The following is a 24,175-nucleotide window of genomic DNA, read 5'->3' on the forward strand; positions in this document are numbered from 1 at the left end:
CGGGCTTGCGTTGGTCCACAGGCACGATATGCTAGCGGAAACAGTGTTCGACTGACGTGATAACCTACTGCGGTGTGGCCGTGCGCCGCCGCTCATCCCCCCGTTCCGCGAGGAATTCGATGGCTCGTCCCAGACAGCATGCCCCCGAGGCTCTCCACGCCCAGGTGATGGCCGCCTGTGACGCCTGGTTGCAGGACCAGCCGGTGCACGCGCTGTCCCTGCGCTCCCTGGCCCGGGACGTCGGCTGCGCGCCCAGTACCCTGCTCAAGCTCTACGGCAGTTTCGGCAATCTCCTGCAGCACGTGAACCTCGAATCCCTGGCACGTCTGCGCACGGCGATCGACCCGCTGCTCGACGAGCGGGTCCCGGAGGAGCGGCTCAAGGCCCTGGCGATGGCCTACTGGCGGTTCGCCAGGGATGACGCCTACCGCTGGCAGCTGCTGTTCGACTATCCCCTCGCCCAGGAAGGCGAGCTGGACCGTCGCCAGAGCGACATGATCGAGGCACTCTTCCTGCGCGTGGAGAACACCCTCAAGGAGTACCAGCCGGCCCTGGGGGATCTCGAAGCGCGGCGGCTGGGGCGTACCCTCTGGGGCAGTGTCCATGGCCTCGTACAGCTGGGGCTCAACGAGCGCCTGGGCTACTGGCAGAGCGAACCCCTGGAGGTGGACGAGCTCCTCGACCAGCTGCTCTCGACGCTGCTCGCCGGATTGAAGGCGAGGCCGGCCGGCCCGTGACGCTGCTGCTGTGGGGAGCGCCGGCCGCCTTGCTGGCGGCCGGCTGCTGGCGGCTGGCGCGGGCGCCCCGGCCGGCCATCCGCCGCCTGGTGTTCCTTGTCGTGCACCTGCTCTATCGGCTTCGCTTCCGCGGACGCCGCCATATCCCCGCCTATGGCCCCGCTCTGGTGGTCTGCAACCACGTCAGCTTCGTCGACGCCTTGGTGGTGGGCGGGGCCAGCCCGCGTCCACTGCGCTTTCTGATGGATCGGCCGATCTACGAATCGCGGGGGCTGCACTGGCTGTTCAAGCTGGTCGGCGCGATCCCCGTGGACTCCGAGCGGCGGGATCCAGGGGAGCTGCGCCGGGCCTTTGATCAGGTCAGCCAGGCCCTGCGTGCCGGCGAAGTGGTGATGCTGTTCCCCGAGGGGCGGCTGACGCCGGACGGCGAGGTCCGCCCTTTCCGCCGCGGACTGGAGCTCATCCTGGCCCGGGATGCGGTTCCGGTGGTGCCGGCGGGGCTGGCCGGGCTGTGGGGCTCCTGGACTTCCAATCGCGGCGGGCGGGCGCTGTCCAAGTGGCCGCGGCGCTTCCGGGCGCGGGTGGCGCTCTACTTCGGCGAGCCCCTGTCCCCAGAAGCGGCGGGGCGTGACCGGGTCGAGGCGCGGGTCCGGGCACTCAAGGCCGAGGCCGACGATTGGGTCGCCGGGCGCTGAGTCAGGCCTGGGCGACCACGGGGCGACGCAGGGCCTGCCAGCAGCGGGCCGAGGTGATCAGGTTGTCGCGCACCTCGAGGATCTCCATGCGCACCGCGCCAATCTGCAGGCAGGTCGGGCCGTCCGGAAAGGACTCCAGGTGCTCGAGGATCAACCCGTTGAGGGTCTTGGGGCCGTCGGTGGGCAACTGCCAGCCCAACGACTTGTTGATGTCGCGGATGTTGGCGGTGCCGTCGATGACGTGGCTGCCGTCCTCCTGGGGGTGGATCTCCTGGTCCTGGCCAGCCACGTCGGTGGTGAACTCGCCGACGATCTCCTCGAGGATGTCCTCCAGGGTCACCAGGCCTTCCACGTCGCCATACTCGTCCACCACGATACCGATGCGCCGCTTCTGCTTCTGGAAGTTGAGTAGCTGGGTGTGCAGAGGGGTGGACTCGGGAATGAAGTAGGGCTCGCGGGCTTCCTGAACGATGGCCGCCTTGGTCACCTCGCCCCGTGACAGGAAGCGTGCCGCGTTGCGCAGGTGGAGCATGCCGATAATGTTGTTGATGTCGCCCTTGTAGACCGGCACCCGGGTATGCTGACTGGTGCGGATCTGGGTGAGGATGGCTTCCAGGTCGTCGTCCAGGTCGATGCCCGCCACCTCATGGCGCGGCACCATGATGTCGTTCACCGTGACGTTCTCGAGATCGAGGATCGACACCAGCATGGCCTGGTGGCGGCGGGGGATCAGCGGCCCGGCCTCGTGGACCACGGTGCGCAGCTCGTCACGGGTCAGGTTGTCGCCGCCGGCCTCGAGGGTCTTCACGCCGAGCAGGCGCAGCAGGCCATTGGAGATCGCATTGACCAGCCACACCAGCGGGTAGAGCAGCTTGAGCAACGGCTCCAGCACCAGCGAGGCCGGGTAGGCGATCCGCTCGGGCTTCACCGCGGCATAGGTCTTGGGGGTGACCTCGGCGAAGATCAGGATCACGATGGTCAGGATCAGGGGCGCCACCGCGGGGCCGGTCACTTCGCCGAAATAGTGGATGGCCAGTACGGTGGCGATCGCCGCCGCCAGATTGTTGACCAGGTTATTGCCGATCAGGATCACGCCGATCAGGCGGTCCGGGCGACCCAGCAGGCGCATCACGCGCTGGGCCCGACCCTCGCCGCTGTTGGCCCGATGGCTCAGGCGATAGCGGTTGATCGACATCATGCCGGTCTCGGAACTCGAGAAGAAGGCGGAAAGGCAGATGAGCAGCAGCAGCAGGCCGAACAGCAATCCCAGAGGGAAGTCGTCGCTCAAGTCGAAGGGTCCTCAATCGCGTGTCAGGCTCGAGTTGTAGGGATTGGGCCGCACGGTGTCAAGGACCACCGGCCTCAGCCGCGGCTGAGCAGTATCTCGAGGACGAACTTGGTGCCGAAGTAGGCGAGCAGCAGCGCCAGGTAACCGCCCAGCGTCCAGCGCACCGCGCGCATGCCACGCCAGCCCAGCCAGTGATGGCCGGCCAGCAGGGTGGCGAAAAGCACCCAGGCGATCAGCGCCAGTACCGTCTTGTGGACCAGGTGTTGGGCGAACATGCTGTCGACGAACACGAAGCCGCTGGCGATCGACAGGGTCAGCAGGACCATGCCGGCCCAGATCAGCTCGAAGAGGATGCGCTCCATGGTGGTCAGCGGCGGCAGCGACTGGACCACGCCGCGGATGTGATGGTGCCGCAGGGCCTGGTTCTGAACGCCGAGCAGGATCGCCTGGACGGCGGCGATGGCCAGCAGGGCGAAGGCCAGGGCCGAGCTCAGCGCATGCAGGGCGATGCCCGGGGTCATGCCCGTGGCGCGCTCCGGGCTTGGCAGCTCGGTGGCCAGCAGCAGGGTCAGAGCCGCCAAGGGGAACAGGCCGGCGGCGACATTGAGCACCGGCTTGAACAGGCTGACGACGAGCAGTACCAGCACCGCCAGGGCGCTGACCAGCACGGCGCTGGTCGACAGGCCCGGCAGCAGCGACTGCCCCTGCTCGAGCAGGCCGAAGGCCAGCGGCAGGTGAAAGAGCAGGCCCAGGGCGCCGAAGCTGCGTACCAGCATGGCCCGCGGCGGAACCCGCCGGGCCAGGCTCAGGCCCTGCCAGGAGGCGGCCGCGATATAGAGGATGAAGGCCATGATGGCAAGTGGGAGCGCGTGCATCGATTGCTATCCGTGCGCCTTCGCCAGCGCCTGACAAGGTGGAATGGAGCAGCCACTATACCGAATCCTCCCCGCGGCGCACAGCCGGGCGCGGGGAGGCGCGGTGCTCGCGGCATGGAGAGTCGCGGCCACAAGGCGTATAATTTTCGGCCATTGCAGGAAAACCCCCACGCCCGTGTCGGCACGGACCATTCCTGGCGGTTTTCCCGGCCATCGTTTGCGGAGAGGCCCTATGTTCCAGAACCTCAGCGATCGTCTGTCCCAGACGCTCAAATCGATCAAGGGTCAGGCGCGCCTGACCGAGGACAATGTCAAGGACACCCTGCGCGAGGTGCGCCGCGCCCTGCTGGAGGCGGATGTCGCCCTGCCGGTGGTCAAGGCGTTCATCGACCGGGTGCGCGAGCGCGCCGTGGGCCAGGAGGTGTCGAAGAGCCTCTCCCCGGGCCAGCAGTTCGTCAAGATCGTCCAGCAGGAGCTCGAGGCGATCATGGGCGAGGCCAACGAGGGCCTCACCCTGAAGGGGGCGCCGGCGGTGGTGCTGATGGCCGGCCTGCAGGGCGCGGGCAAGACCACCTCCGTGGCCAAGCTGGCACGCTACCTGCGTGAGCGCGAGAAGAAGAAGGTGCTGGTGGTCTCGGCCGACGTCTATCGTCCGGCGGCCATCGACCAGCTGGAGACCCTGGCCGGCGAGGTGGGCGTCGACTTCTTCCCGTCGCGCTCCGACCAGCAGCCGGTGGCCATCGCCGAGGCGGCGATCAAGCACGCCAAGATCCAGTTCCACGACGTGGTGCTGGTCGACACCGCTGGCCGGCTGGCCATCGACGAGGCCATGATGGCCGAGATCCAGGCGCTGCATCAGGCCGTGACCCCCGACGAGACGCTGTTCGTGGTGGATGCCATGACCGGCCAGGACGCCGCCAATACCGCCAAGGCCTTCCATGAGGCGCTGCCGCTGACCGGGGTGATCCTCACCAAGGCCGACGGTGACGCCCGGGGCGGGGCGGCGCTGTCGGTGCGCCACATCACCGGCAAGCCGATCAAGTTCATGGGGGTGGGCGAGAAGGTCGATGCCCTCGAGCCCTTCCACCCGGACCGGGTGGCCTCGCGCATCCTCGGCATGGGCGATATGCTGTCGCTGATCGAGGAGGCCGAGCGCACCGTCGACAAGGGCAAGGCCGAGAAGCTCGCCAAGAAGGTCAAGAAGGGCGACGGCTTCGATCTCGAGGATTTCCGCGACCAGCTCCAGCAGCTCAAGAAGATGGGCGGCATGGGCGGCATGTTGGGCAAGCTGCCCGGCATGGGGCAGATGGCCGAGATGGCTCAGGGGCCGGGTCCCGAGAAGGAACTCGGCAAGCTCGAGGCGCTGATCAACTCCATGACCCCCCAGGAGCGCCGCAAGCCGGACATCATCAACGGCTCGCGCAAGCGCCGCATCGCCGCCGGTGCCGGCCTGCAGGTGCCGGACCTCAATCGCCTGCTCAAGCAGCACAAGCAGATGCAGAAGATGATGAAAAAGGCGGGCAAGAAGGGCGGCATGCAGAAGATGATGCGCGGCATGTCCGGCATGATGGGCGGCGGCGGCCCGAGTGGTCCCGGTGGCATGGGTGGCCCGGGCGGCATGCCGTGGCGCTGAGGCGGCCGGTGACGGCCCCTAGGGGCTAAAAAGGTTTCCAAGCCGGGGAGATTTCCGTAGAATGCGGCGTCTTCACTGGCAGGACCGCGACCTATCGCGGTCATCGTCGTGACCGAACGACCCGGTGGCGAGCCCCGGCTCGCGGCCGAACCGATTGTCGAGGGCTTCGGCTCCGACCGACAACCTCCGTAACTCAACCGAAGGACAGTCAACGCATGGTTACCATTCGTCTGGCACGTGGTGGCGCCAAGAAGCGTCCCTTCTACCACCTGACCGTGACCGATTCCCGCAAGTCGCGCGACGGTCGTTTCATCGAGCGCCTGGGCTTCTTCAACCCGGTGGCCCGTGGCCAGGAAGAGCGTCTGCGCATCGACCTCGACCGCATCAGCCACTGGCAGGAGCAGGGCGCCCAGCTGTCCGGCCGTGTCGCCGAGCTGGTCAAGGAAGCCCGCAAGCAGGCCTGAGTGCCTGACGCGCCCGAATGTCTGACGCAGGATCGCCGATGAGCGCAACCGCCGAGCGCAACCCGGCCGACGATCACGTGGTGCTGGGCAAGTTGACCAGCCCCTACGGCGTCAAGGGCTGGCTCAAGGTGTATTCGTACACCAGTCCCATGGAAGGCATCCTCGACTACGAGGCCTGGGTGCTGCGCCATCAGGGACGCTTGGTCCGCTATCGTCTCGCCCAGGGGCGCCCCCATGGCAAGGGTCTGGTGGCCCGCCTCGAGGGGGTCGAGGGGCGTGAACAGGCCGAAGCCCTGGCCGGTGCCGAGATCCTCCTGCCCAAGGCCGAGCTGCCCGAGCTCAACGGCGACGACGAGTTCTACTGGTATCAGCTCGAGGGCCTGAAGGTGGTGACCGCCGACGGCGTGCCGTTGGGGCGCATCAGCTACCTGTTCGAGACTGGCGCCAACGACGTCATGGTCGTCAAGGGGCGCGACGGCGAGGCCGTCGACAGCCGCGAACGGCTGCTGCCCTTCCTGCCCGGCGAGGTCGTGCGTGACGTGGACCTCGAGACCGGCGTGATGACCGTCGACTGGGACCCGGAGTTTTGAGCCGGAGCGACGCGGCGATGTGGATCGGCGTGGTGTCGCTGTTTCCCGAGATGTTCGAGGCCCTGACCCGTCAGGGCGTGACGGGCAGAGCGGTGGAAAAGGGACGCATTGCCTTGGAGTTCTGGAATCCCCGGGACTACGCCACCGACCGGCATCGCACCGTGGATGATCGCCCCTATGGCGGCGGCCCGGGGATGCTGATGAAGGTCGACACCCTGCGCTCGGCCATCCACGATGCCCGCGCCCGGGCCGAGGACGCCACCGGGCAGCGTCCGAGGGTGATCTACCTGTCCCCCCAGGGGCGGCGGCTGGATCAGCGCGGTGCGCAGGAACTGGCGGAAGGCCCCCCCCTGGTGGTGGTGGCCGGACGCTACGAAGGCATCGATGAGCGGGTGGTGGAAGCCGACATCGATGAGGAGTGGTCGATCGGCGACTATGTGCTGAGCGGCGGCGAACTGCCGGCCATGGTGTTGATCGATGCCGCGGCAAGGCTGGTCCCGGGCGTGCTGGGACATCAGGACTCCGCGGTCGAGGACTCCTTCAACGACGGACTGCTGGACTGTCCGCACTATACCCGTCCCGAGGTCATCGACGGGCGGCGGGTGCCGGAGGTCCTGCTCAGCGGCCATCATGGCGCGATCCGGCGCTGGCGGCTGAAGCAGTCTCTGGGTCGGACCTGGCTCAGGCGGCCCGACCTGCTGGAAGGCAGGACGTTGACGACCGAGCAGCTGCGCCTGCTCGAGGAGTTCATCGAGGAATACGCCGACAAGGCGGAGGTGCAGGACGCGCCCTGAGGGGCAGCGGACCTGTGTCACCAACAGGACTCCCGTGCCTCGACTCGCTCGAGCGCCGGGATCACGACGCACCGGCCAGCAACCGGATCGGGGCGTCAACGCATGTTATCGAGGAGTTATTGTCATGAGCAGCAAGAACAAGGTGATCCAGGCGCTCGAAGCCGAGCAGATGAGCAAGGAAGTCCCCGCGTTTGCCCCGGGTGACACCGTGGTCGTCCAGGTCCAGGTCAAGGAAGGCAACCGCGAGCGTCTGCAGGCGTTCGAGGGCGTGGTCATCGGCAAGCGCAACCGCGGCCTGAACTCCGCCTTCACCGTGCGCAAGATCTCCCACGGTGTCGGCGTCGAGCGTACCTTCCAGACCTACAGCCCGCTGGTCGATTCCATCAGCGTCAAGCGTCGCGGTGACGTGCGCCAGGCCAAGCTGTACTACCTCCGTGAGCGCAGCGGCAAGTCCGCCCGCATCAAGGAAAAGCTGGCCTGAGGCAAGTGCCCGCCGGCTTGCGGTGACGTGGCGACCTAGCCCGCATCGACAGCGCAACCCCGTCACCGCGACCGCGGGGCGGGGTTGCGTCGTTCCGGGGGGGGCGCACGGAGGAGTGCCATGACGGCCAAGCCTGATGACCAGGCCCTGATCGACGCCTTTCTCGACGGCCTCTGGCTGGAGCAGGGCGTCAGTGACAACACCCTGGCGGCCTATCGCCGCGACCTGGTCGCCTGGTCGGCCTGGCTGGTAGAGCAGGACGGGACGCTGCTGGCGCCCGCCCCCGAGCTCCTGACGGCCTGGCTTGAAGCGCGCCGCGAGGCCGGCTACCAGCTGCGCAGCAATGCCCGGCTGCTCTCGAGCCTGCGGCGGTTCTATCGCTGGGCCCTGGCCGAGCAGCGAATCGACCGGGATCCCCTGGCCGAGGTGCGCCTGCCCCGGGTCCGGCCCTCGCTTCCCGAAACCCTGGAGGAAGCCGAGGTCGAGAGGCTGCTCGAGGCCCCCGACCTCGACACCGACCTGGGCATGCGCGACCGGGCCATGCTGGAGGTGCTCTACGGCGCTGGCCTACGGGTTTCCGAACTGGTGGGCCTGACCACCGATGCGCTGAACCTGCGCCAGGGGGTGGTCCGGGTGCGTGGCAAGGGCGACAAGGACCGGCTGGTGCCACTGGGGGAGGAGGCCGTGGACTGGGTGTCGCGTTACTTGCGCACCAGCCGCGGCGCCCTGATGCACGACATCACCCGGCCGGCGCTGTTCCCCGGGCGAGGCGATACCTGCCTGACCCGCCAGGCCTTCTGGCACCGCATCAAGGCCCACGCCCGCGCCGCGGGCATCGACCGTCCACTGTCGCCGCATACCCTACGACACGCCTTTGCCACCCACCTGTTGAATCATGGGGCCAATCTGCGTGTCGTACAGCTGCTGCTGGGCCACAGTGATCTGTCGACCACGCAGATCTATACCCATGTGGCGCAGGTCCGGCTCGAGGCCCTGCACGCCGATCATCATCCCCGAGGCTGAATCATGAGAGTATCGACCCTAGTCTTCGCCGTCGCCCTGGCGCTGCCCACCCTGGCCCAGGCCGATGCTGCCGAGCGCCTGGCCGAGCGGCTCGAGGTCAACGGCCAACGCATGCCGGTGGAGCAGGTGGAGGAAACGCCGCTGGCCGGCCTATTCCAGGTGCGCCTGGAGACCGGCGAGACCTTCTACACCGATGCCACGGGCGGCCACTTCCTGGTCGGCGACCTCTACGAGAACGCCGAGAACGGTCTGGTCAACCTGACCGAGCAGGCCCGCAATGCCGAGCGTGCGGCACGCCTCGACGAGATCCCCGAGGCGGAGCGGGTGATCTTCCGCAGCACCGTCGAGCCCCGCGCCCGGCTGGTGGTGTTCACCGATACCACCTGTCCTTATTGCCGGCGGCTGCACGAGGAAGTCCCGCGGCTCAACGAGATGGGCATCCAGGTCGACTACCTGGCCTTTCCGCGGGCGGGCATGAATTCGCCGGGTGCCCGGCAGATGCAACAGGTCTGGTGTGCCGCCAACCCCAGCGAGGCGATGTCGGCCGCCAAGCGCGATGATGCCCTCGAGGGTGACGCAGACTGCGACAATCCGGTCGAGGAACAGTATCATCTGGGCATGGAGCTCGGCGTGCAGGGCACGCCGGCCATCGTCCTGCCCGATGGACGCCTGGTGCCCGGCTATGTGCCGGCAGAGCGCCTCGCGGCCATGCTCGGACTGAATGACTGATCGCCGCGCCGACGAGCGCCGGCGGCGGGCCCCCAGGGGGCCTCCATTACGCTGTGACACACGCCAGACAAGGGGGAATGACATTGAAACCGGTGAGAGTGGGAATCTGTGGCCTGGGCACCGTCGGAGGCGGGACCTTCAACGTGCTGACACGCAACGCCGACGAGATCGCCCGTCGCGCGGGGCGGCCCATCGTGATCGAGCAGGTGGCCTACCGCACGCCCAATCCTGAGTGTGACGTCACCGGCATCAAGACCACCCAGGATGTCTTCGAGGTGGCCTCCAACCCCGACATCGACGTCGTCGTCGAGCTGATCGGTGGCTATGACGTGGCCCGCGAGCTGGTGCTGACCGCCATCGAGAACGGCAAGCACGTGGTCACCGCCAACAAGGCGCTGATCGCCGTGCACGGCAACGAGATCTTCCAGGCGGCCCACGAGAAGGGCGTCATCGTGGCCTTCGAGGCGGCGGTGGCCGGCGGCATCCCGGTGATCAAGTCGCTGCGCGAGGGCCTGGGCGCCAACCGCATCGAATGGCTGGCCGGCATCATCAACGGCACCGGCAACTTCATCCTCACCCATATGCGCGACGAGGGCCGGGCCTTCGAGGACGTGCTCGCCGAGGCCCAGGCGCTGGGCTACGCCGAGGCCGACCCGACCTTCGACGTGGAAGGCATCGATGCCGCCCACAAGCTGACCATCCTGGCCTCCATCGCCTACGGCGTGCCGCTGCAGTTCGAGAAGGCCTACACCGAGGGCATCTCCCGGGTGACCGCCGAGGACGTCGAGCAGGCCGACAACCTGGGCTACATCATCAAGCACCTGGGCATCTCCAAGCGCACCGAGGCGGGCCTCGAGCTGCGCGTGCATCCGACCCTGATTCCCAAGGAGCGGCTGCTGGCCAACGTCCATGGCGTCAAGAACGCCATCGCCGTGATGGGCGATGCCGTGGGCCCGACCCTCTACTATGGGGCCGGCGCCGGCGCCGAGCCCACCGCCTCGGCGGTGGTGGCCGACGTGCTCGACGTGGCCCGGGACATCACCACCGACCACCACTACCGGGTCCCCTACCTGGCCTTCAGCGGTATCGGCGAGAACATCGACCAGCCGCCGATCCTGGCCATGGAGGAGATCAGCACCGCCTACTACCTGCGCCTGCTGGCGGTGGACCGTCCCGGCGTGCTGGCCCGGGTCGCCACCATTCTCTCCGATGAAGGCATCTCCATCGAGGCGCTGATCCAGAAGGAGGCCACCGAGGGCGAACTGGTGCCGATCATCCTGCTGACCCATCGTACCCGCGAAAAGCACATGAACGAGGCGATCCGCAAGATCGAGTCGATGGCCGATATCGCCGGTTCGGTGACGCGGATTCGGGTCGAGTCCCTGGACGAGAACGAATAAGCCAGGCTACGCCCGGAGCAGTAAGCCATAAGCTTGAAGCTGGGAGAGACAACCAGCGGAGGCTGGAGGGCTTGTCGCGGCCCAGGGCTGTTGCCGCTGTCTGTAGCGAGGGGCGCCGGAGGCAAGCCGAAGAGGAGGTCCTATGCCAGGGATGGCATCGGTAGCGCCCAGGGATGGGTTTACAGCGCCTCCTCGCAGGCTTGTCGCCGGTACACCCCGAGCGAGCAAAGGAACCGAACGATGCGCTATATCAGTACCCGCGGGCAGGCGCCCGCGCTGTCCTTCGAGGAGGTCGTGCTCACCGGCATGGCCAGCGACGGCGGCCTCTACGTGCCCGAGACCGTCCCCCAGCTCAGCCACGAGGACCTGGCCGACATGGCCGGGTGCTCCTATGCCGAGATCGCCTTCCGGGTGATGAAGCCCTACGTGGGCGGCGAGATCGACGACGAGACCTTCCGGGACATCGTCCGTGACGCCTACGCCACCTTCAGCCATGACGCCGTGGTGCCGCTCAACCAGCTCGACGCCAACCACTTCCTGCTCGAGCTGTTCCACGGCCCGACGCTGGCCTTCAAGGACGTGGCGCTGCAGCTGCTCGGCCGGCTGCTGGATCACTTCCTCCAGAAGCGCGGCGAGCGCGCGGTGATCATGGGCGCCACCTCGGGCGACACCGGCTCGGCGGCCATCGAGGGCTGCCGTCACTGCGACAACCTCGATATCTTCATCCTGCACCCCCACAACCGGGTCTCGGAAGTGCAGCGCCGTCAGATGACCACGGTGCTGGCCGACAACGTCTTCAACGTGGCCATCGAGGGCAACTTCGACGACGCCCAGGCCATGGTCAAGGCCAGCTTCGCCGACCAGGGCTTCTTGAACGGCACCCGCCTGGTGGCGGTGAACTCGATCAACTGGGCGCGCATCATGGCCCAGATCGTCTACTACGTGGCCTCTGCCGTGGCGCTGGGCGCCCCGCACCGCAAGGTGAGCTTCTGCGTGCCCTCGGCCAATTTCGGCAACGTCTTCGCCGGCTACATGGCTCACCGCATGGGCCTGCCAGTCGAGCGTTTCGTCATTGCCACCAACGCCAACGACATCCTGCACCGCACCCTGGCCGACAACGACTTCTCCAAGCAGGAGCTGGTCGCGACTTTGGCACCCTCCATGGACATCGTGGTGTCGTCCAACTTCGAACGGTTGCTGTTCGAGGCCTATCAGCGCGACGGCGCCGCCGTGGCCGCCCTGCTGGAGCGCTTCCAGGACGAGCCCACGGCGCTGGCCGAGGCACCGCTGGCGCGGCTGCGCGAGATGCTCGCCAGCCACAGCGTCGATGACACGACCATCCTGGAAGTGATTCGCGAGGCGCATCATCGCACCCAGGAGATCCTCGACCCGCATACCGCCACCGGCTATCGCGCCGCGGAGCGGCAGCGCGGCGATGCATCCGTGCCGATGGTGACGCTGGCCACCGCCCACCCGGCCAAGTTCGCCGAGGCCGTGGTCAAGGCCGGCTTCCCCGGCGTGCCGCTGCCGCCGCACATGGACGACCTGCTGGAGCGCGAGGAGCGCTACACGGTACTGCCGGCGGAGCTGGCCGCGGTACAGCGGTTCGTCGCCGAGCAGCGTCGCTGAGGCACCGCCCGTCACCCCCAGAGACGCCCGGTACGCCGGGCGTCTTGCCGTTACGCCCCGGAGAGCCCGTGGATATCGCATCGCCCCCGTCCGTACCCGCCGCCTCGCTCAAGCCACGCATCCTGCCACGTCCCCGGGACGCGGCCGTGGAGGCCCGCGCCCTGGCGGAGGGGCTCACGCCGCTGCAGGCGCGGGTGCTGGCCGGCCGGCTGGCCGGCCACGAGGGCGAGCTGGCGCCGCTGGTCTCGCCGAGCCTGCGTCACCTGGCGCACCCCGAGCGCCTGCGGGACGCCCGCCGCGCCGCCGAGCGGATTGCCCAGGCGGTGGTCGAGGGCGAGCACATCGGCATCCTCACCGACTACGACGTGGACGGGATCACCTCCCATGTGGTGATCCGGCGCACCCTGAACGAGCTGTTCGGGGTCCCCGAGTCGCGCCTGCACAGCCTGATCGGCCATCGCATCCACGACGGCTACGGCATCAGCCTGCCGCTGGTGGAGCGCACCCTGAAGCTCTCGCCGCGGCCAAGCGTGGTGATCACCGCCGACTGCGGCAGCAGCGACGAGCCGCGCATCGCCCGGCTCCGGGAGGCCGGTATCGACGTGGTGGTCAGCGACCACCATGCACTGCCGGTGGAGGGGCCCCCGGCCTCGGCCTATGCCACCGTCAACCCGACCCGGCATGACTGCGACTACCCGGACCCGACCATCGCCGGCTGCATGGTTGCGTGGCTGGTGATGTCGCTGGCCCGCGGCGTGCTGATCGAATGGGGCGTGCTGGCGGCATCCACGCCGAAGCTCTCGCCCTGGCTCTCCTACGTGGCGCTGGGCACGGTGGCGGACTGCGTGTCGCTCGGCGGCAGCGCCGCCAATCGCGCGGTGGTGGCCCAGGGGCTGATCCTGATCAACCGCATGGAGGCGGCCTGCTGGCGGGCCATGGCCGAGCGGCTGGGCGCCGACAGCGTGCCCTTCGATGCCGAGACCCTGGCCTTCCAGATGGGCCCGCGCATCAACGCCCGCTCGCGGCTGGACGATCCCTACGCGGCCCTGCACTTTATGCTCGCGGAGCAGGATGACGTCGCTCAGCGCTACCTCGACGTGCTGGATCAGGACAACCAGTCCCGCAAGGCCATCGAGGCGGAGATGACCGAGCAGGCAAAGGCGCTGGCGATGCCCCAGCTCGCCGCCGACGCCCCGGCGCTGGTGGTGTTCCTCGAGGAAGGGCATCCCGGCGTGCAGGGCATCGTGGCCTCGCGCCTGGTGCAGGCCTTCGGCCGGCCGACCCTGGTGCTCACCCCGGCGGCCCAGCCGGGCATGCTCACCGGCTCCGGCCGCTCCATTGAGGCGCTGCACCTGCGCGATGCCCTGCAGCGCACCTTCGAGCTGGCGCCCGAGGCGTTGCCCCGCTTCGGGGGGCACCGTGGCGCCGCCGGAGTGGGCGTGCCGCGGGAGGCGCTCGAGGCCTTCCGCGAGGCCTTCCGGCGGGCCGTGGGGGAGCAACTGGGCGACACCGAGCTCGGCCCGCGGGTGTTCACCGATGGCGAGCTCGCCGCGGACCAGCTGGCCCTGTCGACCCTGGACGAGATCGAGGCCCTGGGGCCCTATGGCCGGGAGTTCGACGCGCCGCTGTTCGAGGGCACCTTCCTGGTGGAGCGGCTGCGTCCGGTGGGCGCCGACGGCAGCCACCTGATGCTCGAGCTGTCCGCCGGCCCCGTCGCCGTGCGGGCGATCTGGTTCCGGGCGCTGACGCCGGGGGAGGTGCCGGCCTTCGGCGTCGGCGACCGATTGCACGGCGCCTTCAAGCTCAATCGCAACCGCTGGCGGGGACGCGAATCCCTGCAGCTGATGATCGAGCACGCCGAGCCCCTGGGCTGAGCCTGGTATACTGCGGCGCAACATTGCGCCGGGTATCCGCCGGCCTCCCACCCCGCTCGCGAAGGACACCCCATGGACCCCCAGGAGCTGCCCACCGACCCGCATCGTTTCTACGAAGACCTTCTCGCCATGCTGCTGGGAACCCTGTTCGTGGCCCTCGGCGTCCACTTCTATACCTCGGCGACGCTGCTCACGGGCAGCACCGCCGGCATGGCGCTGCTGCTGCAGTACGGCACCGGCGGGAGCTTCGGACTGCTGTTCTTCCTGATCAACCTGCCGTTCTATGCCCTGGCGATCCGCCGGATGGGCTGGAACTTCACCCTGCGCACCTTCGTGGCCATCGGCCTGGTCTCGCTGTTCTCCGAGCTCACCGGGGACTGGATCGCGATCGACCACCTGCAGCCTCTGTATGCGGCCTTGATGGGCGGCAGCCTGATCGGCCTGGGCATGCTGGTGCTGTTCCGCCACCGCACCAGCCTCGGCGGCATCAATATCCTCGCGCTCTTCCTGCAGCAGCGCTATGGCTGGCGGGCTGGTTACGTGCAGTTGGGCATCGATGGGGTGATCCTGCTGGTGGCCTTCTTCATGCTGCCCCTGGACCGGGTGGTGCTATCGGTCTTCGGCGCCCTGGCCCTGAACATGATCATCGCCTTGAACCACAAGCCGGGGCGCTACCTGGGCGTCAGCTGAGCGCAGGGACGCCCCGGGGCAGGCGGCGTGACCGAGGAGGCAGTCCCCTCCGGCAGGGGGCCATCGTCCCGCCTTATCCCATGGCGGTGGCACGCTGTTCCCGATACGCCGCCATCTCGACCTGGCCGAGCCTGGGTGTGAGCTGGCACTGCTGCTGTTCCCAGGGAGAGTCCATCTGGGCCTGGAACTGGGCAGCCCCCTCCCCCTCATTCCAGGCCTCGATATCGAGATCACGCCAGTAACGTGGGTCACGCCCCGTCGGAGCGCCGGTGTAGCTGGCCGGGGGTGTAGGCAGCCTCGGCGTAGGCCATCTCCGGCTCGGTCACCGAACCCATGGCCTTAGCCCAGATAGAGCGCATTGATCTTGCCCTGCTGGGCTTCGACGTAACGGTCATAGGTGGCGTCGTCCATATCTCGCCAGAAGCGCGGGTCGCGGCCAGTGTGCTGGTCATGCTCGCGGGTGGTGGGGTCTGCTGGCCGGTCCTGCTCCAGCATGGGGAAGTCCGGCAGCGGCTGGGAAACGTCCATATAGCGCTGCAGCATGTCCCAGTTGGCGCGCTGCTCGAGATGGCTCTGGGTGGCGCCAAACATCCCGACCAGCCGTACCTGCACCTCGTCAAGATGGTGCACCAGACTCAGCGAGTACTGGGGCGAGCCCTGCGGGTCCGGGGTGCTCAGCAGGTAGCAGTCGAACTCATGGAAGGGCCGCACATGCGCGACCTGCCAGGCGGTGCGTTTCTTGCTGGGATCGGCGAAGACGGTCACCAGGCCGGTGCGGCGATTCAGCTCCCACATGGGCCCGGGCTGCATGCCGGCGGCGAAGTTGGGGGCAAGGCGCTGAACTAGCGATGCCCCCCCCCATAAGAAAACACAAGGCAAGACGAATGCTAAAACAACAAACCAATTTGGATAATTGAAAAAGTTTGAAAAATAACTTCCATACCTCGCTTCATCTGCGAACAGCGCGGCTGCATATATCGTACCCAGCAACGATATTGGTGTAAGAAAGAATACCCCCCCCATGCCTAGTACCCGCGCCATACCAAAGATAAAGGCCCGCTTGGTATGACTGGTAAAACGAATAGATTCCTCGTCCCAGCGCAGTGGCTGATCAGCACGATATTCAGGGTCATTGAACTTCGCCATGGCCGGGTCGGCTTCGCGCTCGCGCAACTCCTGCGGCGTATTGTGCTGCCACTCATGCATCGGGCTGATATCCACACTGGGATCGCGATGCGCCAGGCGCTCGCCCCCGGCGGCGAAGGTGCGGAACTTGCGCGAGTGCCGGTAATCGCCTTCGGATCGCCGGCGAAGCTGGCCGGGGGTGTAGGCATCCTCGCCGTAGGCCACCTCCGGCACCGTCATCGACTCCCTCGCCTCATCACAGATAGAGCGCATTGATCTTGCCCTGCTGGGCTTCGACGTAACGGTCATAGGTGGCGTCGTCCATGTCTCGCCAGAAGCGCGGATCGCGGCCGGTGCGCTTGTCGTGTTCGCGGGTGGTGGGGTCTGCTAGCCGGTCCTGCTCCAGCATGGGGAAGTCCGGCAGCGGTTGGGAGACGTCCATATAGCGCTGCAGCATGTCCCAGGTCGCGCGCTGCTCGAGATGGCTCTGGGTGGCGCCGAACATGCCGAACATGCCGACCAGGCGCACCTGCACCTCGTCGAGATGATGCACCAGACTCAGCGAGTACTGGGGCGAACCCTGGGCATCCGGGGTGCTCAGCAGGTAGCAGTCGAACTCATGGAACGGCAGCGTATGGCCGACCTTCCAGGCGGTGCGCCTCTTGCTGGGGTCGGCGAACACGATCACCTGGCCGGTACGTCGATTAAGTTCCCACATGGGGCCAGGCTGGAAGCCGGCGGCGAAGTAGGGGAAAAAGCGCTGCATGCCTTCTCCTACCCCCCACATGGAGGCACTGATTAACAACGCAACAAAGGGAACTATCCAACCAGGGGCGTCTAAAAAGTTTGATAAAAAACTGCCAAACCTTGCTTCATTTGCATGCATGATCGCCATGGCGATAGTTGTAATAAATGCAACTACTGTAAACATCCCCCCTCCCACCAGTCCTAAAACTCTCATCATGCCAAAGATAAAGGCCCACTTGGTATGACTGGCAAAGCGGATACACTCTTCGTCCCAGCGCAGCGGCTGATCGACGCGGTATTCGTGGTCCTTGAACCTGGACATGGCCGGATCGGCCTCACGCTCGCGCAGGTCTTCCGGCGTATTGTGCTGCCAGTCGTGCATCGGGCTGATGTCCACGCTGGGATCGCGGTGCGCCAGGCGCTCGCCTCCGGCGGAGAAGGTGCGGAACTTGCGCGAGTGGCGGCATTCGTCGGTGGGACGCCGCCGGAGCCGATCCGGGGTATAGGCGTCCTCGGCGTAGGCTCGGGGAATCTCAGCCATCGTCTGGTTCGTCCTTGTGGGTCGTCTCGTCGGCCCAATAGGGCCGGTCGACGCGGGTGAAATCGGGCACGCTGCGCGCTCCGGCCGGGATATCGCTGGGATCCTTAAGAGGCGCCGGAGCCGGCAATACCCGTGGCAGATAGGGCACGCCACGAGACCATTGCACTCGCACCGCCCAGGCATGGCGGGTTCGCGTCTTGCGTCCTCCGGTGCCGCGGACCACTTCGTCCGGGGTGTACACGTAATACTCGACGCCATGCGCGGTGTCGCGCTGGAAGAGGGGCTGGCTATCCCTGTCATCGGGCTCCATCTCCCCCGACGACCAACCGATCTGGTAATCCTTTCTATAGCGTGCGCTATCGACTGCCTGCTGTCTGCGGAGGTGCGAACGGATCTCCCAGCCGGCAGCGAGGCCGGCCAGGTTGCTCTCGATCGTGATGCGGGTATTGGCCGTGAGAGAGCGGGCCTCCTGGTTGAGGGCGAAGGCGAGCGGATCGCTGCCGAGAAGCCGGTCGAGGGTTGAGGAGGGTCGCGGCGTCGCCTCGGGGATCAGCCCGATGCCTGGCGGCGTGCGCTCGGCCAGGGCCTCGACGGCGATGGGCGAAGTGCGCTCGATGCGGATGCGGATACCGGCGAACAGGCTGACCAGGCGATCGTAGGCCTCGCGCGGCTGCTGCAGCCAGGAGGCGCGATGCCCATGGGTGCCGAAGGGGCCCATGCGCAGCCACTCCTCGATTTCATCGTCCATCAGCCACATGGCGACCAGCGCCCCGGCGATCGACAGCCCGAGGGCGATCCAGCCCACCGGGCCCAGGCCCAGCCATAGCGCGCTGGTGCTGAGCAGGCCGGACCCCGCCACCACCAGGGTGCCGGCGGCGGCCACGCCCAGGGAGACGCCCGCCCCCCAGTTGCCGTTGCGCATGCTCGTGATGGCGTCCCAGGCGAATAGCGCGGCAGTCACTGCGCCGGCCAACGCGCCGCCGAGGGTAATCACGGTGATATAAGCCGGCAGGCGTGCCGCAAGACTGGGAAATACCTTTCCGATGACGCGCCCCCAGGATACCCGGCGGCTGATGGCCTTGGCGCGCACCCGCGTCAACTGCTGATGCCGCTCGCCGAAGAACTCCAGGGCCTTTGTAGAAGCAACAGCTAAATCAAGAGATGCACTGATGAAACCAGTCAAGTTCCTGGCTGAACTAGCATCTTGGAGACGAGCACTCTCCTGTTTAAGGTTAAAGAACTCGATCACTGTGATGATATAGGGCAGGCGCACCGCATCGGCGTTGCGTGCCAGGCTGTACTGGCGTCGGGCGCGGCGGCTCATCGCCGCGGCCTCGGAGTCGGGCTCCACTACCAGTACCTCCAGGGCCTGATCCCCGGCGGCATGGGTCAGGTTGTCGGCCACTTCGGCGGTGAGCTTCCGGCCGGTCGCATCGCGCACGGCGCTCCTCAGCCGATCCGAGGCGCGGCTCAAGTCGCCCTGCAGGTTCTGGCGATCGGCCGGCGTCAGGCCGTTGACCAGGCCGTCCTGCGAGTCGGCGACGCCGAGGATCACCTTGCCGATCGCCTCGGTGGGCGGCACGCTCTGCATGCTCGTCAGCAGGTCCGGCAGGCCGGCCCGGGCGAGCCGTGCCACCGAAGGGAAAATCGTGGCGACCGATACCTCCGAGCCGGCATCCTTCAGCATCAGCATGGCGTGCTCGGCCATCTTGCCGAGCACGTGGCTGACCGCATTCGACCAGCGCTTCAGCTCGGGCACCAGGGACAACCCTCCCCCTTCGACCAGGCCGGCCAGAAGCGCCGTATCCAGCAACTGGATATCGTCTTCTGCCGGTGGCTGCAGGTCGCCCAGGGCCGCCAGCGCACTAAGACGCACGCGCCCATCGCCGGGATTGGTCTCTTCCTCGGGCAGGGCCAGGGGCGCATTCAGCGGTGAGTCCTCATGGCGGGGAAACAGCATGCCATGCAGGGTGTAGCGACTCCCCTCCTCGAGTACATCGACGAGATAGCGCTGCGGGCGAGTCAACGCCAGGGGCGGCTCGTCATGCAGGCCATCGGCATGCGCCGAGGATTCGCGCAGCCCCTGGAGCAGGTCGGCCACCAGGGCATAGGCGCCCAGGTAGTCATGGCCCTCGAGACTCAACAGATCGGCCAGCACCGCGTGGCCCTCCTGTCCGAGAAGGTGGCCATGGAGAGCGCTTTGATAGGTGTCGAACTGGTGGCGGGCGAGTTCGCGGTGCGCGTTGCGCAGGATCCGGCTGAGCTCGCCGGTATCGCCCAGATCGGCCTCCTCGGCGAAGCGGCGCAACTCGTTGTCCTTCCCCGAGGCGTCGTGGCGGCGGAGGATCGTCCGATTGACCAGGGCGGCACACTCGTAGAACTCGTCCTTCGCGGCCAGCGTGGGCAGCTGCTGCAGATAGGCCAGGCTGGCCTGGCAACCATTCGAGGCATGACGCAGACCAAACAGCGTATCCTCAACGACCAGGCCCGGGATATGGCGCTCGCGGGCATCGGCCAGGCAATCGTCGGCCGCACCCAGGCTTTGCTGCCAGAGATTGTCGGGCGGCTCATCGGTGTCTTCCGCACTGGATGACATGCGCTCCGTCAGCGCCTGGAGCCGAGCAACGGCCTGGAGATACGTCGGCGAACGCGTCTCGCCATGCCCCTTGCCATTCTGCAGCCCCGTCTCGGCGGCCTCTCGCGCCTGGGCTCCACCGGCATCGAAGGCTTCCAGCTCCTGGGTGAGCGTTGCATGCAGTCGGCTCAAGCCGTCACCCGCCAGGTCCTGTGTCACCGCCCATGGCTCGGCTAGCTGGAGCTCGACCAGGGGATCGCGTAGGCGCTGAGGCGGGGCTTCGTCGAGGTCATGGAGCAGCCCCGGCAGGGTATAGTCCCTCGGGTTACCGAGGCTGATCGAGTCACAGCGCCGGCCCTGCTCCTGTGGCTCGGCCACCAGGAAATCGAGCCGAGCGGCGGACCATTGCACCTCGGAGTAGGCGATACACAGCTTGCCATCGACATAGCGCTCATCCTGCATCCAGGGCAGCCAAATTTCCTCGAGCATGACGCCGACGGCAGGGCGGCGATCATCCCGGTAGCCGCCTTCCTCGTCCCGATGGGCGGCGAGGTCGATATCGCGAAACTCCAGCCGTCCCGAGTCCTGATTGGCGGCCACCTCGATCTCGCGCCACAGCGAGTCCCGATAAAAGACATACAGGTAGCCTGCACGCAGTGGCAGTGCCGTGCTCTCGCGTGAATCGAGCGACTCCCACAGCGCCATCGGCAGGACCGGCTGGATGACGTTGTATTGCAGGCGAGGACGACGCGGCGTGCGATAGAGCCGCTCGAACAGCGGCAGGCGGATGGGCTCGCCACTCTCGCTGGCGATCTGCAGCTGGGCATCGACCGATGAATAGCCCTGCCAGTCCCATTGGTGCAGCACGCTGACCGGCTCCTGGAGCGACTCGGTTTCGGCGTCGCCGAAGGCCTCGGTGCGTTCCTCGTCGTAGCGGTCCACGATCACGATCTCGTGCCCATCCGGGTGATCCTTGCCCATCACCTGAATAAACAGCTTCTCATCCTCGCAGGCGGGATTGCCAAGCGTGCCTCTGCTCATGCCCACACCTTCCCTGTGTTCGTGTCATCCGGTTCGTGACCAATATGCCGGCGCAACGCGGATAGCCGCTCTTCGACCGGCCTCGCCATCATTCCCTCGGGTAGGCCGGCTCGAAAATGAACGAAGCGCAGCTTCAGATAGTCGCCCCACTCTGTTGGGGGAATCGTCAGTCTTTGTGCCTCCTCGAGCACTTCGACGAAACGCGCGGCGTGCTCTGCCGAGCCTGCTTCGAGCCCGGCTCGCGTCTCCAACTCCACCCAAAGGGGGTAGTCGGCGACGAAGGTCTCCAGCGCTGCCTCTTCCGAGCGGGTGAGAGCGATCTCCTCCCGAGCGACACCATCATGAGCACCGACCTCCTGGCGAGCCTGCGTGCAGGCATGCCAGACGGCACCTGACTCGGCTCGCTGGGCGAAGGTGCCACCATACCAGTAGATCCCTTCGAGAGGGCCTAGCCAGCGTGCCACCGAAGATTCAGCACCGAGGAGGACCGCCATGATCCAGGGGTCGTAGAAACGCAGAAGCGCCCGCCGACGACCATAGAAGGTCACCTCGAGCAGCCTGCGCAGATGCGCCATGACGCTGGCCGAGGACTCCCGGCTGGTCACCATGATCCCCCGCAAGGGCGGCTCGGAGCCCCCGTCGACAAAGGCCTGCCACAGCGAACTCGAAGCGGAGATCCGAACTACCAGCGGGCTCTTTTCCGGCAACTCGGCATAGCGCGTGCCGTAAAAGAGCCAGTGCAGGTCGGGCGCCTCATCGAGTTCGTAGACCCGCTGTAGAGTCCGTTCTTCCTGCTCGATCACCAGCCAGGTGACCAGCCTCGCCTCGCGGGGCAACAGGTCCTCCAGGGTGTGGGCATGGTCATGTTGGCTCATCCGGCCTTGCCTCTCGCCGCGCAGGGACACTCGTCACCCAGCGGGCAAGGACCTCCGCTGGCCGGCTTCTGACAGGGCTCCACCAGCGGCGCGTGTGCCACCATGGCCTGATCGAGCCGGTGGCCGAAGATTGGCCCCAGCGTCACGTCCTCGCTCGTTTCCGGCTCGGCATGCCCGGGCCGCAGCGGTGCCTGGGCGCCCTGCCCGGTGCCGCTGCCGGGGCTGCCGCCGGCGTTCACCTTCACGCTGGGGCCGCTGATGGTGATACCGCCGCCGTCGACCTTGAGGAAGCTGCCGCCGGCCTTGAGGGTCAGCTCGCTGCCGGCCTCCATCACCACCTTCTGGCCGGCCTTGATGTGCAGTTCGCGGCCGCTCTCGGTGAGCCAGGCCTGGCCGGCGCTGAGGTGCAGGCTGCCGTCGATGGTCAGGTGCTGGGCGCCGTCGCTCTTCTCGCGCCGCTCGCCGTGCACGCTGTGATGATCATCGCGGTCGAGTTCCTCGATGTGGTCGCGCTTGACCGTCAGATGGCTGTCGCGACGGATCTCCTCGGTGCGGTCGTTCTCGGTGAGCAGCTCCAGGTCGCGCTCGGCGTGCAGCCAGATCTGTTCCTGGTCGTGCTGGTCCTCGAAGCGCAGCTCGTTGAAGCCCTCGCCCTGGTGAGTCTGGGTGCGGATCACGGTGCGCGTCTTGTGCTCGGGCAGCGGATACGGCGGCGTATTCACGGCGTGATAGGTGCGCCCGGTGATCAGCGGCTGGTCCGGGTCGCCCTCCAGGAAGGAGACGATCACCTCGTGGCCGATGCGCGGGATCGCCAGCATGCCGTAGCCGCCGCCGGCCCAGCCCTGGCTGACGCGCAGCCAGGCGCTCGCGGTTTCATTGGGCGCCGCGTAGCGGTCCCAGGGGAACTGGCAGCGCACCCGGCCGTGCGCGTCGCAGTGGATCTCCTCGCCCTCGGGGCCGACCACGAAGGCCACCTGGGGGCCGTCGACCCGCGGCCTGGGCCGCGGCGCCGGGCGCCAGGCGGCGTCGTCCGGGGTCAGGCTCAGGGTGTTGTGATAGCGGGTCATGGCTTCCGAGCCTGCCCGCCCCCGCAGGCCATCACGATCCCCGGCGGTCACGCCGACGGCGTCTTCCTCGAGCGCCTGGGGCTGTTCACCCTCGTGGGCCACCTTGACGACCTGCCAGCCGCGGTTGAACGCCCCGACGTCGTGGTCGGCCAGGCTGAAGCGCGTGCCCGGGGAGAGCTCCGGCAGATCGCTCTCGCCGGCCAGGGTCAGGGCGTCGTGGCGCAGGTGCTCCAGGCGGTGACGGGTGAAGGCCTGGCCCGAGGCGTCGGCCTTGTAGCGGCCCGGGTAGTCGTAGTGCTCGTAGTCAGTGCGCTGGGCGTGGGCCTCGAGGCCTTCGCCCTGGTGGTCGTGCAGTTGGGCGTAGGCCGGCTGCTTGAAGCCGTAGTCCTTGAGCTGGGCGCGGGCCGGGCGTACCCGGGCGGTCTGGGTCAGCCGGCGCAGGTGACGCCGGGGCGCGCTGCCGCCGGCGCGATGATGGTAGGGCCGCTCGCCGAGCCCGGTGAGTACCTGGGGGGCGTCGGCGAACACCAGCCGGTGGGCGCCGAGGTCGGCGTCCTCGAACTCGTGGAAGTAGAACAGCCCCTCCTCGGCGGCCAGGCGCTCGATGAATTCAAGGTCGGTCTCGCGGTACTGCACGCAGTACTCGCGCTCGGCGGGCTCGCGGGTCACCGCGAAGGCCACATCGGTGAGGCCGCGCTCCTCGCACAGGGTGTTGATGATGGTCAGTGGCGAGACGCGCTGGAAGATGCGCGAATTCTGGCGCAGCGAGAGGCGCCACAGCGAGGGGCGGATGATCGCCTCGTAGTGGCTGCGGCGATGGCCGCGATCGCCGCGGGCGAACTCGGCCACGATGCCGTGGACCCGCCGCTGGGCCACGCCGTCCTGCCACACGGTGAGGCTCGCCGGGCGGTCGAGCAGCGCCTCCGGCGAGAGGTCGCCGGCGCGGCTGGCGAAGCGCACCCGCAGGTGGAAGGGCGCCGAGAGCGCCTCCTCATGGGTAAAGTCGATCACCGCCAGCTCGGCCTCGCCGGCCCCGGCGAGGCTCAGGGTGAACTGCAGTCCATTGGCCTGGGTCATGGCATCCCTCCTGGAGGCCGTATCCGTTCCGTGGTCCGCCAGCGCCCGACGGCCAACGGCATCGGTAGGTTACGCGCGCGCGTCGCCGAGGCAAGGCGTCGTCGGCATGCGTAAGCGATCGCTTACAAGACAGATGGGCAAACGCTGACGCATGCCGCCGCCAGGGCCGGAGCCCTGGCGGCGAGAACGGTGCCCGCCGGCGCGAGCATTGGTGCGGGCACCGTC

20 protein-coding genes are annotated in these 24,175 nt (G+C 67.5%); 13 read left to right on the forward strand and 7 right to left on the reverse strand.

The genetic code is table 11. The features are described from left to right. Positions 1-119 precede the first annotated feature (119 nt). On the forward strand, positions 120-737 hold the full coding sequence (locus EKG36_RS10435; RefSeq protein WP_126483784.1) for a TetR/AcrR family transcriptional regulator: 618 nt from the start codon (positions 120-122) through the stop codon (positions 735-737). A 5-nt stretch (positions 738-742) separates the two neighbouring features. Then, positions 743-1,432: a 1-acyl-sn-glycerol-3-phosphate acyltransferase gene (locus EKG36_RS10440; protein WP_246007491.1), complete on the forward strand. Its 690-nt coding sequence runs from the start codon at positions 743-745 to the stop codon at positions 1,430-1,432. Between the two features lies 1 nt (position 1,433). On the opposite strand, the gene EKG36_RS10445 is transcribed toward EKG36_RS10440, so the two are convergent. Next, positions 1,434-2,720: an HlyC/CorC family transporter gene (locus EKG36_RS10445; protein ID WP_126483788.1), complete on the reverse strand. Its 1,287-nt coding sequence runs from the start codon at positions 2,718-2,720 to the stop codon at positions 1,434-1,436. 74 nt (positions 2,721-2,794) lie between these two features. Continuing rightward, entirely contained in the window at positions 2,795-3,595 is an 801-nt protein-coding gene (locus EKG36_RS10450; protein WP_126483789.1) for a cytochrome C assembly family protein, read from the reverse strand. Between the two features lie 232 nt (positions 3,596-3,827). Here EKG36_RS10450 and ffh point away from each other — a divergent pair, with 232 nt between their 5' ends. The 11 genes from ffh to EKG36_RS10505 all read left to right on the forward strand — a co-directional run bounded on the left by ffh (position 3,828) and on the right by EKG36_RS10505 (position 14,902). Further along, entirely contained in the window at positions 3,828-5,228 is a 1,401-nt protein-coding gene (ffh, locus tag EKG36_RS10455; RefSeq protein WP_126483791.1) for a signal recognition particle protein, read from the forward strand. Between the two features lie 215 nt (positions 5,229-5,443). Then, positions 5,444-5,692 carry a 30S ribosomal protein S16 gene (rpsP, locus tag EKG36_RS10460; RefSeq protein ID WP_126483793.1) on the forward strand — a complete coding sequence of 83 codons (249 nt, stop codon included), beginning with the start codon at positions 5,444-5,446 and terminating at the stop codon, positions 5,690-5,692. 38 nt (positions 5,693-5,730) lie between these two features. Further along, a complete protein-coding gene (gene rimM / locus EKG36_RS10465) occupies positions 5,731-6,282 on the forward strand; it encodes a ribosome maturation factor RimM (protein WP_126483795.1) in 552 nt (183 codons plus the stop codon). Between the two features lie 17 nt (positions 6,283-6,299). Beyond that, positions 6,300-7,076, forward strand: coding sequence for a tRNA (guanosine(37)-N1)-methyltransferase TrmD (gene trmD, locus EKG36_RS10470; RefSeq protein WP_126484048.1), 777 nt, complete (start codon positions 6,300-6,302; stop codon positions 7,074-7,076). A gap of 124 nt (positions 7,077-7,200) precedes the next feature. After that, complete coding sequence (rplS, locus tag EKG36_RS10475) at positions 7,201-7,557, forward strand: 50S ribosomal protein L19 (RefSeq protein WP_126483797.1); 357 nt, start codon at positions 7,201-7,203, stop codon at positions 7,555-7,557. A gap of 120 nt (positions 7,558-7,677) precedes the next feature. Next, on the forward strand, positions 7,678-8,580 hold the full coding sequence (xerD, locus tag EKG36_RS10480; RefSeq protein WP_126483799.1) for a site-specific tyrosine recombinase XerD: 903 nt from the start codon (positions 7,678-7,680) through the stop codon (positions 8,578-8,580). A 3-nt stretch (positions 8,581-8,583) separates the two neighbouring features. Further along, positions 8,584-9,309, forward strand: coding sequence for a DsbC family protein (locus EKG36_RS10485; protein ID WP_126483801.1), 726 nt, complete (start codon positions 8,584-8,586; stop codon positions 9,307-9,309). 83 nt (positions 9,310-9,392) lie between these two features. Next, entirely contained in the window at positions 9,393-10,709 is a 1,317-nt protein-coding gene (locus tag EKG36_RS10490) for a homoserine dehydrogenase (RefSeq protein WP_126483803.1), read from the forward strand. Between the two features lie 240 nt (positions 10,710-10,949). Continuing rightward, complete coding sequence (gene thrC, locus EKG36_RS10495) at positions 10,950-12,338, forward strand: threonine synthase (RefSeq protein ID WP_126483805.1); 1,389 nt, start codon at positions 10,950-10,952, stop codon at positions 12,336-12,338. A 68-nt stretch (positions 12,339-12,406) separates the two neighbouring features. Next, positions 12,407-14,212 (forward strand): single-stranded-DNA-specific exonuclease RecJ, encoded by a 1,806-nt coding sequence (locus tag EKG36_RS10500; RefSeq protein ID WP_126483807.1) that lies wholly within the window; start codon positions 12,407-12,409, stop codon positions 14,210-14,212. Positions 14,213-14,284: 72 nt separating this feature from the next. Continuing rightward, on the forward strand, positions 14,285-14,902 hold the full coding sequence (locus EKG36_RS10505) for a YitT family protein (RefSeq protein ID WP_126483809.1): 618 nt from the start codon (positions 14,285-14,287) through the stop codon (positions 14,900-14,902). A gap of 339 nt (positions 14,903-15,241) precedes the next feature. Here EKG36_RS10505 and EKG36_RS10515 read toward each other — a convergent pair whose 3' ends face one another. The 5 genes from EKG36_RS10515 to EKG36_RS10535 are packed head-to-tail and all read right to left on the reverse strand — an operon-like array spanning position 15,242 to position 23,950. Beyond that, entirely contained in the window at positions 15,242-16,267 is a 1,026-nt protein-coding gene (locus EKG36_RS10515) for a hypothetical protein (protein WP_126483811.1), read from the reverse strand. 16 nt (positions 16,268-16,283) lie between these two features. Further along, complete coding sequence (locus EKG36_RS10520; protein WP_126483813.1) at positions 16,284-17,315, reverse strand: hypothetical protein; 1,032 nt, start codon at positions 17,313-17,315, stop codon at positions 16,284-16,286. Then, the gene (locus tag EKG36_RS10525) at positions 17,308-20,931 is read right to left on the reverse strand and encodes a toxin VasX (RefSeq protein ID WP_126483815.1); all 3,624 of its coding nucleotides are present in this window, start codon (positions 20,929-20,931) and stop codon (positions 17,308-17,310) included. Before EKG36_RS10525 ends, EKG36_RS10520 begins: the two co-directional genes overlap by 8 nt. After that, positions 20,928-21,806, reverse strand: coding sequence for a DUF4123 domain-containing protein (locus tag EKG36_RS10530; protein ID WP_126483817.1), 879 nt, complete (start codon positions 21,804-21,806; stop codon positions 20,928-20,930). The genes EKG36_RS10525 and EKG36_RS10530 overlap by 4 nt, the downstream gene beginning before the upstream one ends. Further along, positions 21,803-23,950 carry a type VI secretion system Vgr family protein gene (locus EKG36_RS10535; RefSeq protein WP_126483819.1) on the reverse strand — a complete coding sequence of 716 codons (2,148 nt, stop codon included), beginning with the start codon at positions 23,948-23,950 and terminating at the stop codon, positions 21,803-21,805. The genes EKG36_RS10530 and EKG36_RS10535 overlap by 4 nt, the downstream gene beginning before the upstream one ends. Positions 23,951-24,175: the final 225 nt, after the last annotated feature.

Source organism: Halomonas nitroreducens (assembly GCF_003966155.1).
GTDB lineage: Bacteria > Pseudomonadota > Gammaproteobacteria > Pseudomonadales > Halomonadaceae > Halomonas > Halomonas nitroreducens.

Excerpts from the sequence above, each read along its gene's own strand:
- EKG36_RS10520 (WP_126483813.1), bottom strand. The coding sequence starts at position 17,315 with ATGGCTGAGATTCCCCGAGCCTACGCCGAGGACGCCTATACCCCGGAT.
- EKG36_RS10435 (WP_126483784.1), top strand. The coding sequence starts at position 120 with ATGGCTCGTCCCAGACAGCATGCCCCCGAGGCTCTCCACGCCCAGGTG.
- EKG36_RS10515 (WP_126483811.1), bottom strand. The coding sequence starts at position 16,267 with ATGACGGTGCCGGAGGTGGCCTACGGCGAGGATGCCTACACCCCCGGC.
- rpsP (WP_126483793.1), top strand. The coding sequence starts at position 5,444 with ATGGTTACCATTCGTCTGGCACGTGGTGGCGCCAAGAAGCGTCCCTTC.
- trmD (WP_126484048.1), top strand. The coding sequence starts at position 6,300 with ATGTGGATCGGCGTGGTGTCGCTGTTTCCCGAGATGTTCGAGGCCCTG.
- EKG36_RS10485 (WP_126483801.1), top strand. The coding sequence starts at position 8,584 with ATGAGAGTATCGACCCTAGTCTTCGCCGTCGCCCTGGCGCTGCCCACC.
- ffh (WP_126483791.1), top strand. The coding sequence starts at position 3,828 with ATGTTCCAGAACCTCAGCGATCGTCTGTCCCAGACGCTCAAATCGATC.
- EKG36_RS10535 (WP_126483819.1), bottom strand. The coding sequence starts at position 23,950 with ATGACCCAGGCCAATGGACTGCAGTTCACCCTGAGCCTCGCCGGGGCC.
- EKG36_RS10530 (WP_126483817.1), bottom strand. The coding sequence starts at position 21,806 with ATGAGCCAACATGACCATGCCCACACCCTGGAGGACCTGTTGCCCCGC.
- EKG36_RS10525 (WP_126483815.1), bottom strand. The coding sequence starts at position 20,931 with ATGAGCAGAGGCACGCTTGGCAATCCCGCCTGCGAGGATGAGAAGCTG.
- EKG36_RS10505 (WP_126483809.1), top strand. The coding sequence starts at position 14,285 with ATGGACCCCCAGGAGCTGCCCACCGACCCGCATCGTTTCTACGAAGAC.
- rimM (WP_126483795.1), top strand. The coding sequence starts at position 5,731 with ATGAGCGCAACCGCCGAGCGCAACCCGGCCGACGATCACGTGGTGCTG.
- xerD (WP_126483799.1), top strand. The coding sequence starts at position 7,678 with ATGACGGCCAAGCCTGATGACCAGGCCCTGATCGACGCCTTTCTCGAC.
- EKG36_RS10450 (WP_126483789.1), bottom strand. The coding sequence starts at position 3,595 with ATGCACGCGCTCCCACTTGCCATCATGGCCTTCATCCTCTATATCGCG.
- thrC (WP_126483805.1), top strand. The coding sequence starts at position 10,950 with ATGCGCTATATCAGTACCCGCGGGCAGGCGCCCGCGCTGTCCTTCGAG.
- rplS (WP_126483797.1), top strand. The coding sequence starts at position 7,201 with ATGAGCAGCAAGAACAAGGTGATCCAGGCGCTCGAAGCCGAGCAGATG.